The following is a 13,006-nucleotide window of genomic DNA, read 5'->3' on the forward strand; positions in this document are numbered from 1 at the left end:
GCTCGCGATAGCGGTCTCAAAGACGCCATCGCGAGCAAGCTTTGCTCCTACAGAAGAGCGTGTCCTAAAAGGTGGTGTATTCGACATTTCGGTCTAAATATTATTGGCGTAATTTTGATCTCGAAGTAGTCCATTCCCTCAATGAGATCACCGCCATGACCCTCGTAAAAGCCGCCGCCGTACAAATCAGCCCCGTTCTTTACAGCCGTGAAGGCACCGTCGACAAAGTGGTGCAGAAAATTATCGAGCTTGGCGAGCAGGGCGTGCAGTTTGCCGTGTTCCCGGAAACCATCGTGCCTTATTACCCGTACTTCTCGTTCGTTCAGTCGCCTTTCGAAATGGCGGCCGAACACCTCAAACTGCTGGATCAGGCCGTCACTGTCCCTTCGGCTGCCACCGAGGCTATCGGCGCCGCCGCCAGACAGGCCGGCATGGTGGTTTCAATCGGCGTCAACGAACGTGACGGCGGCACGCTGTACAACACGCAGTTGTTGTTCGATGCCGACGGCACCCTGATTCAGCGTCGGCGCAAGATTTCCCCGACCTATCACGAACGCATGATCTGGGGCATGGGCGACGGCTCAGGCCTGCGTGCCACCGACAGCGCAGTAGGGCGCATCGGCCAGTTGGCGTGCTGGGAACATTACAACCCGCTGGCCCGTTATGCCTTGATGGCCGATGGCGAACAGATCCACGCGGCGATGTATCCAGGATCGTTTGCGGGGCCTTTGTTCGCTTCACAAATGGAAGTCAGCATCCGCCAGCATGCATTGGAGGCGGCCTGCTTCGTGGTCAACTCCACCGCTTGGCTGAACCCTGAACAACAGGCGCAAATCATGGCCGACACCGGTTGCCCCATCGGCCCGATTTCCGGTGGTTGCTTTACCGCGATCATCAGCCCGGACGGCGTGGTGCTGGGCTCATTGACCGAAGGCGAAGGCGAGGTGATCGTCGACCTCGACATGGGCCTGATCGATAGGCGCAAACGCATGATGGATTCGCGCGGTCACTACAGCCGTCCGGAACTGTTGAGCCTGTTGATAGATCGCACACCGACGAGCCATGTGCATGAACGCAGTGCTCATCCGAAGCTGGCAATGACCGATACCGTGGAGGAAATCAGTCGCTAATCGGCTTGAGACCGTGTCGCCCCAATCGCGGGCAAGCCACGCTCCCACATTGGAATGCATTTCCCCTGTGGGAGCGTGGCTTGCCCGCGATGGGGCCATCACAGACACCAAAAAAAGGGGACTTCCACCGGATCGATGGAAGTCCCCTTTTTGCTCGTCTGGCCTTACAGTTCCTGACCCAAAAAGATCAGTGTATTGCCATGGGCTTCAGCCGCTGCGCGCTGGTTGTAGCTGTCGCGATGCGAGCAGTTGAAGCCATGTTCGGCCTCTGGGTACACCACAATTTCCACGTTATCGTTGGTATCGAAGCGCTCGGCGATTTTCTCCACGGCTTCCAGTGGGATGTGGCTGTCCTGTTCACCGAAGTGCATCAGCAGTGGCACTTCGATTTCATCGGCGCGGTCCAGATGATTCTGGATGCCGCCGCCGTAATAGGCGATGGCCACGTCCACCAGCCCATTGGCGGCGGTGTGGTACGAGAGCAGACCACCGAAGCAGTAACCAATCGAAGCGATCCCGCCGTCCAGACCCGGCTGGGCTTTCAAGGCGTCGATGGCCAGTTCGATGTCGGTCTGTGCCTTGCCGACATCGGTGGCGTTCATCAACTCGACGGCGCGTTTCCAGCCGGCCTCGTCGTAACCCAGTTCGATGCGGTGGCCGCTGCGCCAGAACAGGTCCGGTGCAATCACCAGGTAACCGTCGGCAGCGTATTGTTCGGCGACCGAGCGGATGTGTTCATTCACGCCGAAAATTTCCTGGATCAACACGATCCCCGGGCCTTTACGGGTGTGCGGAATCGCCAGGTAAGCGCCGAATTTACCGTCGGCGCTGTCGATTTCGATCCATTGGGTGGTCACGCTCATGGTGGCTCCTGTCTACACAAGTGAGTGGGGTGAAGGATACTTGGGGTGTGTGGTGTTGAAGCTTGGCATCACCTGCATACGTTTCCATCATTCGGCGAAACCGTCCACTGCAAATACCCTTCAGCGGTTATCGCGACGCCAGAAGACTCGAGCCAGCAGCGCATCGAGGCTGAGCTTGCCGGCACCCGAGAGCAACAGCGGCATAAAGGCCGCGAGGTAGATCAGCGGCAGTTTGAAGTTACCGTGCCCCTTGTTGCTGATGGCGTAACCCTGAGCAAGCTCACTCAATGTAGACCAATCGGCCGGCCAGTGAACGGCGGCAGTCGCGACGACCGTGATCACGATCAAAATGATTGCCGAGATCCGTGTCCCCAGGCCGACCAGTATGGCCAGGGCGCAGATCAGTTCGGCCCACATCGACAGTTCCCAGTTCAGCGTGGCCGGCACGTGGTTGAAGGGGAACGGGAAGCTGTCCTGAATATCGGCGAACCAGTTTTCGCCATTGAATTTTTCCAGGCCTGATTCGAAGAACTCCCACGCGAGGAACACCCGCAGGGTCAGCGGCGCAATCCAGCTACCGGCACGGTCGAGGTTCAGGTGCAGGCCTTTCACGGCCGATGAGAGTGAGGTGGTCATGGGCTTGATCTCCGTTCAGTCAGGGAGGAGGGGCACAGCGGTGCCCCATGCAAAGGGTTACTCGCTGGCGCCGCACTTGCCTTCGCCACATTTACCTTCCGCCGGTTTTTCTGCCGAGTCGGCCTGGACCTGGCTGTAGCCGTGGGCCAGTTGTTTCATGCTGAACGCCTCGGACTCAGAGGCAGAAGCCACGTTGGACAGGGCCAGGCCGCCAGCGATGATCAGGCCGAGGGTCAAGGAAGAGGTCGAGAGCTTGAACATGGTGATACTCCGTAGCATTGAGTGAGTTGAGCGCTTTGATCGGCGTGGCCAATCGACAGGCACAGTTCATCAAGCAGGTGTATCTGCGATGTGTCTTTGGCGTGGGGTTTTAGGGGGGGGGTGTGTCGGGAGGGGGGCTGTACACACTGTGATACGTAAACCACTGATCTCTTGTGGGAGCGAGCCTGCTCGCGATAGCGGTGTGTCATTTAAAAATGATGTTGGCTGACACACCGCCTTCGCGAGCAAGCCCGCTCCCACAGGGGATCAGTGGGGTATTGGAGATTGGGTTTATCCAATGCCACGGAAAACTGTGATCCGGCCTCGACCGCTGGCGTCTAGCGTCTGTGTCCCCGCAATCCCATGGGGCGAGACTTCGGAACCCGGCATGCAAGCGCTGTTGAACGAGATCCTTGACGCAGTTCGTCCCCTGATCGGCCAGGGCAAGGTGGCTGACTACATTCCCGCCCTCGGTACGGTGCCGGCCGATCAGTTGGGCATCGCGGTGTACGGCAATGACGGCGAGCTGTATTGCGCCGGCGATGCCCATACGCTGTTCTCGGTGCAGAGTATTTCCAAGGTGTTCAGCCTGGTGCAGGCCATCGAGCACTCCGGCGAAGCCATCTGGCAGCGCCTGGGTCACGAGCCTTCCGGCCAACCGTTCAATTCGCTGGTGCAACTGGAATTCGAGCGCGGGCGCCCGCGCAATCCCTTTATTAACGCCGGTGCGCTGGTGATCTGTGACATCAACCAGTCACGCTTTGCCGCGCCGGCACTGTCGATGCGCGATTTTGTCCGCCGACTGTCCGGCAACCCGCAAGTCATGGTGGACGGCAAGGTGGCCGAGTCCGAATACCAGCACCGCGCGCGCAACGCTGCGATGGCTTATCTGATGCAGTCGTTCGGCAATTTCCACAACGACGTCGAAGGGGTGCTGCGCAGTTACTTCAGCCATTGCGCGCTACGCATGAGCTGCGTGGATCTGGCGCGGGCGTTCTGTTTTCTGGCCAATGACGGCTTCTGCAAGCACAGCGGCGAACAGATCCTCACCGCCCGCCAGACCCAGCAAGTCAACTCGATCATGGCCACCAGCGGCCTCTACGATGAAGCCGGCAACTTTGCCTATCGCGTCGGTTTGCCCGGCAAGAGCGGTGTGGGCGGGGGGATTGTCGCGGTGGTGCCGGGGCAATTCACGGTGTGCGTCTGGTCGCCGGAGTTGAACACCGCCGGCAACTCCCTCGCGGGCATGGCCGCGCTGGAGTTGCTGAGTCAGCGGATTGGCTGGTCGGTGTTCTAGGCACGATACCGCGGCTCATGACGGCCACCCTGGAAAACAGGAAACGCTGATGTATCTCTTTCGGCGTAGGGCCGCCGGGTTTTCGATCACCGGTCAGGCGTGCGGTTAATGACGCTCCAGGGATTTTCCTATACATTTTCTGGCCGCCCCCTGCATGGTGAAACCGCTTCATGTCTCTTGCGCTCGAACGTCTAGTCGCTGGCACGCCGATCCCTTTCGCTGGTAACCGCGTCACTGTGGTCAGCCCCGAATTGGCCGCGCGTTTTCAGCCCGGGGACCATTTGCTGGTGGAGCAGGTCAGCGGCGAATTGTTGCTGATCCCGGTGGCTGACCAGCAAGCGGCGGCCATTGCAATCGATCGAGCCGAAGCGGCCTTCAGCGCAATGTCCGCGGTCTCCGATCAAGCCATCAGCGAGTTCTTCGATCGCTTCGCCCAACACCTGGAAGACCCTGCCTGCTGGGCTTTGATCGAAGCCGCCAACCTGGCCGACATCGAACGGGCCAAGGCCCGCGGACGCTCCACTACGCGGCTTCTGGCGGATGAACGCATGCGCCGCGACATGATCGCCGGCCTCAGGGCCTGGCGCGATGCGTCCGCCACGCGCGGCAAAGTGGTCAGTTGCATCGAGCATGACGGCTGGAAAGTCGAGCAAGTGGTCTCGCCCCTGGGCATCGTCGCGTTCGTCTTCGAAGGCCGGCCAAACGTCTTTGCCGACGCCGCCGGTGTGTTGCGCACGGGTAACACGGCGGTGCTGCGCATTGGCAGCGATGCGTTGGGCACGGCGCAAGCCATCGTCGCCCATGCACTGAATCCGGCACTGAGCGATGCCGGGTTGCCGACCGGCGCGGTGTCGCTGGTGGAAAGCGTCAATCACGCCTCCGGCTGGGCGATGTTCGCCGACCGGCGCCTGTCGCTGGCGGTGGCCCGTGGTTCGGGTCGCGCTGTCAGTCAATTGGGCAGCATCGCCCAACAGGCCGGCACCGCCGTCAGCCTGCACGGCACCGGGGGTGCCTGGCTGATCGCCGACCAAGACGCCGATGCCCAGCGCTTTGCCGCTGTAGTGCGCAACTCGCTGGATCGCAAAGTCTGCAACACGATGAACGTCTGCCTGATTCACCGTGACCGTGTCGCAGAACTGCTGCCGCTGTTCCTCGACGCGTTGCAACAGGCCGGCACCGCACGCGGGCAGGGCTGCAAATTGCACATCGTCGAGGGTAGCGAGTCGTCCTTGCCGACCGATTGGCAGACCGCCAGCGTTGAGGTGTACCGCGCCGAAGGCTATCAAACCGAAGCGTTGGCCGAACCGCTGCCCGAGGATCAGTTGGGCCGCGAGTGGGAATGGGAAGAAACCCCGGAAGTCAGCCTGAAGATTGTCGATGACCTGGACAGCGCCATCGCGTTGTTCAATCGCTACAGCCCGCAGTTCACCGTGTCGCTGATCAGTGAAGATGCCGCGGCTCAGGAACGCTTCTACAGCGCCGTCAACGCACCTTTTGTCGGTAACGGGATTACCCGCTGGGTCGACGGACAGTACGCGCTGAACAAGCCGGAACTGGGGCTTTCGAACTGGGAGAGCGGTCGCCTGTTTGCTCGCAGCGCGATTCTTTCGGGAGATGGGGTGTTCACGATCCGCAGTCGCATGACCCAGACGGATCTGTCGGTCAAACGCTGATCCAGCACCACGACCCCGGTCAACGGCCGCACTATACTTAATGTGCGTCCGTAGGGGCGTGGCGAGCACTCCAAAACGAATCAGATGTCCATAACGCTCGTCTGAGCATCAAGGCTGCGCAGCCAATGGACGGGCAGTGCATCTGATGACGGAGAGAGGGTTACATCATGAAACTTCATTCCTTCCAACAATACTCTCATGATCTGGAAAGGGGCGTTCACGACACGTGGATTACCGCCAGGGTGAAGTCTGCCCTGGCAATGGCCGAACCCAGCCTTGGCCTGCAAATCCATGTCAAAACCCATGGGGGCACGGTGGCATTGAGCGGTCGCGTCAACACCCATAAACAGTGTGAGCAGGCTGTTGCTCTGACCCGCTCGGTTCAGGGGGTCGTCGATGTCGATGCCAGAGACTTGCTGACTCACGTGTTCAGGCCAGGCAGTATTCCAGAACCACCCAACGCGGAAGAGGCCCCTGAGCGTCGGCCACCATCGTCAACCAGGATCGACGATAAATAACCCGGTCGATCGTGTCAGTGCAGCGCTCCCGTGAGCCGGGAGCGCTGCGTCAATGGATACACACTTCAGGCTGCTGCTTCTATGGATCGGGCTTGAAGGGCGCAGGTGTCCGGATACTCGGCGAGCGCCACAAAACGGCGGCTGTTGGCATCCAGGGCGTCGACCGAACCGGTCTCGATGTCGTAAACCCAACCATGCAAATTCAACAGGCCTTTCTCCTGAGCCAGGCGCACGCTTGGATGCGTCTGGATGTTGGCCAGTTGCGCGATGACATTCTCCCGAACCATTGAACTCACCTTCGCCGCTTCATTGGCGTGAGGGCGGGATTCGTTGATGACTTTCGCTGATTCGGCGTGTTGCAACCAGCCGCTGACGGCGGGCAGGTGGTCCATGCATGTGCACTTGGCGACGGCGGTCATGGCGCCGCAGTCCGAGTGCCCGCAGATCACAATGTCGGTGACGCCGAGCACCGCGACCGCATATTCGACCGTGGCCGACACACCGCCGGGGTGAGGGCTGTAGGAGGGCACGATGTTGCCGGCGTTGCGGATCACAAACAGTTCACCGGGTTCCTGTTGGGTCAGCAGCTCCGGCACGACACGGCTGTCGGAACAGGTGATGAACAGCGTGCCCGGATGCTGGGTAGTGGCCAGGTGTTTGAACAGGTCGGTCCGTTGCGGAAAGGCGTCTTTCTGAAACTTCAAAAAACCTTCGATGAGCGCTTTCATGGCGATGTCCTCATGCGTGAATCAAATGATTATTTTTTGTAGCAGCTGCCGAGCCTGCGAGGCTGTGGCGAGGGGATTTAGCGAAACGTCGCACCGCCCCGTTCGGCGGCGAAGCCGTCGTAATCCATTGGATGCGCAGTGGTTGGAAAAAAAGGGGCCGCTTCGCAGCCCAACGGGGATAAATCCCCTCGCCACAGCCTCGCAGGCTCGACAGCTGCTACGGATTTAGCACGGTGCGGGCCGGTATCCGTTTAGAAAGGACGCAGTGGCAGGAACTTGCCGTCGAGGGTAATCACCGCGCGGGAGCCGCCTTCCGGGTCTTCGACTTTCTTCATGTCGAGCTTGAAGTTGATCGCACTGATGATGCCGTCGCCGAATTGCTCATGAACCAGGGCTTTCAGGGTGGTGCCGTAAATCTGGATCATTTCGTAGAAGCGGTAGATGGTCGGGTCGGTCGGGACACCCGAGAGGCTGCCGCGCAGCGGAATGATCTGCAGACGGGCCACGGAGTCGGCGTCCAGGTCCAGTTTTTCGCCAATCACTTTGGCGGCGCTTTCCGGCAGCGGGTGCTGACCGAGCAGGGCGGCAGTGACGTAGGCCAGGCCGAGGCCGGTGCCGTCGGTCAGATCCTGCCAGGACAGGTTTTTGCGCGCTTTTGCATCGAGGATCGACGTGGTCAGGGCCAGGCTTGGGTCGTTGTAGGCGTGGGACTGTTGCATGGTGATTCTCCTGTGGGGAGTGATGTTGCTTGGGTGTGGAGCAATCTTCTGCCGATTGATCCATAGCGTCCAAGACCGATATACAATGCGGTGCATAAGCACAGCCTATAGATGGTGATTCCCCATGCTGCTCCGACATTTGCGCTATTTGCTGGCGGTCGCCGACCACGGCGGTTTCACCCGCGCCGCCGAGGCGCTTCACGTTTCGCAGCCGACCCTGTCCCAACAGATCCGGCAACTGGAAGAAACCCTGGGCGTGAGCCTGTTCGACCGAACCTCGCGCACGGTCAAACCCACCGATGCGGGAGAGGCCTACATCGAATGCGCTCGTCGGGTGCTGGTGGAACTGGAGGCGGGTAAACGTGCACTGCATGACGTGAAGGACTTGTCCCGCGGCACCTTGCGGCTGGCCATGACCCCAACGTTCATGGCGTACCTGGTGGGGCCGCTGGTGCGCGATTACGTGGCGCGGTATCCGAACATCCATCTACAGATATTCGAGCTATCGATGGATGACATCGAGGCCGGGCTGTTGAATGACTCACTGGACATCGCCATCGCGTTTACCCAGGTCAGAAATGCCGACATTGAGTCGATCCCGGCGTTTGCCGAGACCTTGGGCATCATGGTGGGGCGCGATCACCCGTTATACGAAAGCCAGGTCGCATTGTCCGCGCAAGAGGTCGCGCAACTGGAGTTTGCGCTGCTGGCCCCGGACTTCGTGACTCGCACCCGAATTGATGAGTACTTTGCCCAGGAGCAGATCACGCCGAAGGTGGTGATCGAGGTCAACTCGGTGAGCACCTTGCTGGAAGTCATTCGGCACACGGCCATCGCCACCATCCTTCCGGAGCCCATTGCCACCGAGGACCGGGCGTTGCGCAAAATCCCGTTATTGGGGGAGGCGCCCAAAAGAGGAGCCGCGCTGCTTCGACGCAAAAACAACTATCACAGTGCAGCGTCGGTGGCGTTTATGGAGCTGGTGTTGGGGGCGGCTGCGGGTGAGTCGACGACCTCAGTCCTCTACTAATTGGCAGACACCATTGGGCGCCTTGCCCGTGGAGGACACCGTGACCGAGTCGTCATCGGAGAGGAGGATCGAGATGACGACGCCCGAACCCCTGGCTTCGAATCGGCGATCGTCGATGGCTTTGGTCTCGGCTTCCTTGCTGTTGATCAACACCGGTCCGTCCTGATCCGCATGGACGATGATTTTGCCGGGGCAGTCCGCATCGAACAACGGCACGCCAGTGATGCTGTTTGCATGGGCAGCACTGGCCATTACGAGTAATAGCAAGCCTGTCAGTTGTATGTTCATCACAAACCTCCAATGATCCAGTGCACACGGTTAACGATAGCGTTGTTTGGTGCGCACGAGACAAACAAAAAAGGCCCCGCTCGATATGACGAGCGGGGCCTTTTTATGGATGGGGTGTAGAGGTATCAGTAGAACCGGTCAATCACCCGAACTTCGTTCTGGTTCTGCATCGAGGCCCACGCCTGTTTCAGCGTTTGCAGAACATTACCGATGAAGTCCTTGTCGGCCGCGGCTTTCTTGCCGACATAGCCTTGGCCGCGACGGTACATCTTCAGTCGGGCGAGCAGGTTCTGGTTGTTCTTGTCGAACTCCGCTTCATGGGCGTGAGGCGACAGGCAGTCGATATGCACCTGGCCCGACTTGCTGATCCACAGAATATGGCTGTCATGGCTGTCTTTTTGCGCAGCGAACAGATGAGCCAGTTCATCGATAGTGGGTTGATTGTTCAGATTCATAGTAAGCCCCTTGACCATTTGGTGATCTTTCAAAGTTGATTCGCTAATACAGGTAGCCCATCGGTTAGTTGATCCCTGGCACCGAAACCAGGACGTCAGCGGTTAGCCGCCAAATTGACGGGGGCCCGCGTCTGTTGCATGTAGTCGTGTTGAATAACTGCTACGCAATAGCGTCACAACGAGGAGAAGCAGCGAAAACCTTCAGGCCACTGCCGACATTTTCAGGGTCGGCCACAAGCTTCATGAGGATTGATCGCCAGCGCTTCTCGTCCTTGTACTGGACGTTCAGGCCAGGTCAGTTTCTTCAATCTGCCTTGTGGGCAGCGTGTATCCGGGAAAAACAGCTCGGCGGTCAGACGAGCTTGCTCAAACGTGTTGCCTGTACTCCCGATCGGGGAGACGTCTGCATCATGCAAGGGCAAATCGGAGGCGTCAACGGTTTTGTAGTGATTATTTTTGGTCACTACATATTGTCGGACAAAGTCGTTTGGAATTAAAAAGCCGAATGGGGAAGCGCGGTCAGGACGCTGGCAGCGATGCCTGGAATCGGTAAACGGTGCAAGGATAACCGTCTACCGGCAGCTGATGCAGGGTGAACTCGCCATGGGTGAGATCAGCCAGGACCCGGGCCCAGAACCGCTGCGCAGGCTGATTCACGTCGAGGTGGAAAATTTGCCATTGACCGGGGAACCGGCTCAAGAGAGTGGAAACGACAAACTTCGCGACGCCTTGGCCACGAAAGCGTCGACTGACAAAGAAGTAGCCGATGTTGTACTCGGCGCCGTGAAGATGGGTTTCGTCATCCACCGTCACGAAACCGGCCAATTCTCCGTCGACCTTGATCAAAAACGGCCTGGTGGCGGGGTTGCGCCAGTAACCCGGTTTGGGCTGAGCGTTGAAGAAGCCATGCTCACCGAGCTTCAGCGGCAGCCACTCGCTGAAGTCATACAGGTAGAACTGCATCAGGTTTTCAATCGTTTCCAGTTCGTCGCGCTGGGCGGCGTGCAGTTCAATCAAGGGCTGGCTGCTGATTGTCGCCATGATCGTACCTCTCAGAAAGCAGGGCTGTTGCCTGGCGGGTAAGCTGTGGAAGCTGTCTTGCTTCGGGTAATGCTGTTCACTTAGGCGCGCTCTTGGATCGTGCGTACCTTTGTGGCGAGCGAGCTTGCTCGCGCTGGGCTGCGTAGCAGCCCCAAAAATCTGACAATCATTGCCGATTTTTGTGAGTGCTACGCACTCAAGCGGGAGCAAGCTCCCTCGCCACAGGTTTCTCTGATTCAAGACTCTCTTAAGTGAACAGCATTATCTTGCTCCGGGCGTTCCGACGAAAGCGGTGTGCCAGCAACACAAATGTTGACTGACACTCCCTCTTCGCGAGCAAGCCCGCTCCCACAAAAAACATAGTCCATTCGGGCTCGCTCGAAATCCCCTCAGGCCTTGCTCGCCGGTTTTGCCGCGCGTTTGGCGCCCGTCGAGGGCTTGGGTTTGGCGGGCTTGCGTTTGTTTTTCCACGGTGTGGCACCGCGCCCGGCGGGGCTTGCCGGTCCGCTGATGGTCAGGCTCAGGCCGGCGCAACGGGCGACCTGTTTGCTCATCCACGCCGCCTGCTTGGTGACGAATTCTTCCAGGCTCATCTCGCCGCTCTGCACCATGTCCAGCGCCTGTTCCCAGATGGCTGTGGTCCCGGGGTCGGCGATGGCACGCGGCACGGCATCGATCAGGCTGAACGCGGCCGGGGTGGCGGCCAGGGCTTTGCCGTTCTTGATCAGATAACCACGGTCGAGCAGGCCCTGGATGATCGAGGCGCGGGTCGCTTCAGTGCCGATGCCGGTGGTGTCCTTGAGTTTCTGTTTGAGCAAGGGATCTTCCACCAGTTTGGCGACGTTCTTCATCGCCTTGATCAGATCGCCTTCGGTGAACGGTTTGGGCGGTTGCGTCCAGAGGTCCTTGAGCTTCACGTCGGCCACCGCGCAGTCACGTCCTTCGGCCAATGCCGGCAGTGTTTGCGGCGCCGGTGCTTCCCGGCCCTTGGCCGGGGCAAGGGCCTCGGGCAGGGCGCGTTTCCAGCCGGGCTCGACGATCTGCTTGCCGACGGCACGCAAGGCTTCCCCGGCGCAGTTGAAGTCGGCCTGGGTCCGGTCGTATTCATGGTTGGGCAGAAACTGCGCCAGGTAACGTGCGCGGATCAGGGTGTAGACCGCCCGCTGCTTGCCCGCCAGCCGCTCGAGGTTTTTCGCCGCAGCGGTGGGGATGATGCCGTGGTGAGCGCTGACCTTGGCGTCGTTCCAGGCCCGTGAGCGGCTCTGAGGCTCGAGGAAATCGTTCAAGGCGTTCAGCGCCGGATCCGCCTGTCTCAGCGCGGCAAGTATGCCCGGTGCTTCGCTGTGCTGGCTTACGGGCAGATAACCGCAATCGCTGCGTGGGTAGGTGATGACCTTGTGGGTTTCGTACAGGGCCTGGGCGATGTCGAGGGTTTCCTGGGCGCCGAGGCCGAGCTTCTTCGAGCAGACTTCCTGCAAGGTGCCCAGATCGAAGGGCAGGGGGGCCACTTCGCGCATCCGCTCGGTACGCAGTTTGATCACCCGGGCACTCGCCGCACTGCCAATTGCCGCCGCTGCTTGCTGCGCCAACGCCTGATTCAGGCAGCGATCCTGATCGTCGCAAACCTCGGAGGCTGCACGCCATTGGGCGGTGAACGTGGTGCCGTCGTGCAGCAGTTGCACGTCGATGGCCCAATAGGCGACCGGCACGAAATCGGCGATGCTGCGGTCGCGATCCACCACCAGGCGCAGGGTCGGCGTTTGCACCCGACCGACCGGCAATACGCCCTGATAACCGGACTGACGCCCCAACAGCGTGAACAGCCGACTCATGTTCATCCCGATCAGCCAGTCGGCCCGCGAGCGCCCGAGTGCCGAATGGTAAAGGCTAAAGGTCTCGGCCCCCGGCTTCAGGGCTGCCAGCGCCTTGCGGATCGACGCATCGTCCAGCGCCGACAGCCATAGCCGCTGGATCGGCCCGCGATACCGGCAATGTTCCACCAGTTCCCGGGCGATCATCTCGCCTTCGCGGTCGGCGTCGGTGGCGATCACCAGTTCGCTGGCCTCGCCGAGCAGGCGCTTGACCGCTTTGTACTGGCTGGCCGTGCGCGGTTTGACGGTCATTTTCCACTTCTCTGGAATGATCGGCAGATCCGCCAGCACCCAGCGCTTGTAACGCGCGTCATAGGCGTCGGGCGGCGCGGTTTCCAGCAAATGGCCGATGCACCAGGTCACCGTGACGTCCGTTCCCAGCCAGCAGCCGTCGCCACGACGCCTGGCGCCGAGGACGGCCGCAATGTCTTTGGCCTGGGAAGGTTTTTCACAGAGGTACAGCCGCATAACCACCATCGCTCATCAACTGTCGAGA

The 13,006-nt window shown here is 59.9% G+C and carries 14 protein-coding genes; 5 read left to right on the forward strand and 9 right to left on the reverse strand.

All coding sequences use genetic code 11. The features are described 5' to 3' along the window. Positions 1-155 precede the first annotated feature (155 nt). On the forward strand, positions 156-1,130 hold the full coding sequence (locus DFS28_RS28950; RefSeq protein WP_111452514.1) for a nitrilase-related carbon-nitrogen hydrolase: 975 nt from the start codon (positions 156-158) through the stop codon (positions 1,128-1,130). Between the two features lie 164 nt (positions 1,131-1,294). Here DFS28_RS28950 and DFS28_RS28955 read toward each other — a convergent pair whose 3' ends face one another. The 3 genes from DFS28_RS28955 to DFS28_RS28965 form a co-directional block, all read right to left on the reverse strand. Continuing rightward, complete coding sequence (locus tag DFS28_RS28955) at positions 1,295-1,993, reverse strand: dienelactone hydrolase family protein (RefSeq protein ID WP_111452515.1); 699 nt, start codon at positions 1,991-1,993, stop codon at positions 1,295-1,297. A gap of 120 nt (positions 1,994-2,113) precedes the next feature. Continuing rightward, positions 2,114-2,629 carry a DoxX family protein gene (locus DFS28_RS28960; RefSeq protein WP_111452516.1) on the reverse strand — a complete coding sequence of 172 codons (516 nt, stop codon included), beginning with the start codon at positions 2,627-2,629 and terminating at the stop codon, positions 2,114-2,116. Positions 2,630-2,686: 57 nt separating this feature from the next. Then, the gene (locus DFS28_RS28965; RefSeq protein WP_008151484.1) at positions 2,687-2,890 is read right to left on the reverse strand and encodes a hypothetical protein; all 204 of its coding nucleotides are present in this window, start codon (positions 2,888-2,890) and stop codon (positions 2,687-2,689) included. Between the two features lie 388 nt (positions 2,891-3,278). Between DFS28_RS28965 and glsB the strand changes: the two genes are divergently transcribed. The 3 genes from glsB to DFS28_RS28985 all read left to right on the forward strand — a co-directional run bounded on the left by glsB (position 3,279) and on the right by DFS28_RS28985 (position 6,378). After that, entirely contained in the window at positions 3,279-4,187 is a 909-nt protein-coding gene (gene glsB / locus DFS28_RS28975) for a glutaminase B (protein ID WP_111452518.1), read from the forward strand. Between the two features lie 170 nt (positions 4,188-4,357). Then, the gene (locus tag DFS28_RS28980) at positions 4,358-5,860 is read left to right on the forward strand and encodes an aldehyde dehydrogenase family protein (RefSeq protein ID WP_111452519.1); all 1,503 of its coding nucleotides are present in this window, start codon (positions 4,358-4,360) and stop codon (positions 5,858-5,860) included. Positions 5,861-6,027: 167 nt separating this feature from the next. Continuing rightward, complete coding sequence (locus DFS28_RS28985; protein WP_111452520.1) at positions 6,028-6,378, forward strand: BON domain-containing protein; 351 nt, start codon at positions 6,028-6,030, stop codon at positions 6,376-6,378. A gap of 65 nt (positions 6,379-6,443) precedes the next feature. Here DFS28_RS28985 and DFS28_RS28990 read toward each other — a convergent pair whose 3' ends face one another. Both DFS28_RS28990 and cynS read right to left on the reverse strand, forming a co-directional pair. Beyond that, positions 6,444-7,106, reverse strand: a complete 663-nt coding sequence (locus DFS28_RS28990) for a carbonic anhydrase (RefSeq protein ID WP_111452521.1) — start codon at positions 7,104-7,106, stop codon at positions 6,444-6,446. A 251-nt stretch (positions 7,107-7,357) separates the two neighbouring features. Then, on the reverse strand, positions 7,358-7,825 hold the full coding sequence (gene cynS, locus DFS28_RS28995; protein ID WP_008151471.1) for a cyanase: 468 nt from the start codon (positions 7,823-7,825) through the stop codon (positions 7,358-7,360). Between the two features lie 124 nt (positions 7,826-7,949). Here cynS and cynR point away from each other — a divergent pair, with 124 nt between their 5' ends. Continuing rightward, a complete protein-coding gene (gene cynR / locus DFS28_RS29000) occupies positions 7,950-8,855 on the forward strand; it encodes a transcriptional regulator CynR (protein ID WP_111452522.1) in 906 nt (301 codons plus the stop codon). On the opposite strand, the gene DFS28_RS29005 is transcribed toward cynR, so the two are convergent. The 4 genes from DFS28_RS29005 to DFS28_RS29025 all read right to left on the reverse strand — a co-directional run bounded on the left by DFS28_RS29005 (position 8,841) and on the right by DFS28_RS29025 (position 12,978). After that, positions 8,841-9,143 (reverse strand): hypothetical protein, encoded by a 303-nt coding sequence (locus tag DFS28_RS29005; RefSeq protein ID WP_111452523.1) that lies wholly within the window; start codon positions 9,141-9,143, stop codon positions 8,841-8,843. The two genes, cynR and DFS28_RS29005, sit on opposite strands and share 15 nt — an antisense overlap. Positions 9,144-9,268: 125 nt before the next feature. Then, positions 9,269-9,598: a hypothetical protein gene (locus DFS28_RS29010; RefSeq protein WP_074875936.1), complete on the reverse strand. Its 330-nt coding sequence runs from the start codon at positions 9,596-9,598 to the stop codon at positions 9,269-9,271. A gap of 519 nt (positions 9,599-10,117) precedes the next feature. Further along, entirely contained in the window at positions 10,118-10,639 is a 522-nt protein-coding gene (locus tag DFS28_RS29020; RefSeq protein WP_111452525.1) for a GNAT family N-acetyltransferase, read from the reverse strand. Positions 10,640-11,028: 389 nt separating this feature from the next. Further along, positions 11,029-12,978, reverse strand: coding sequence for a DNA topoisomerase III (locus DFS28_RS29025; protein ID WP_111452526.1), 1,950 nt, complete (start codon positions 12,976-12,978; stop codon positions 11,029-11,031). Between the last annotated feature and the right edge of the window lie 28 nt (positions 12,979-13,006).

This window comes from Pseudomonas sp. 478 (genome assembly GCF_003254125.1).
Lineage (GTDB): Bacteria > Pseudomonadota > Gammaproteobacteria > Pseudomonadales > Pseudomonadaceae > Aquipseudomonas.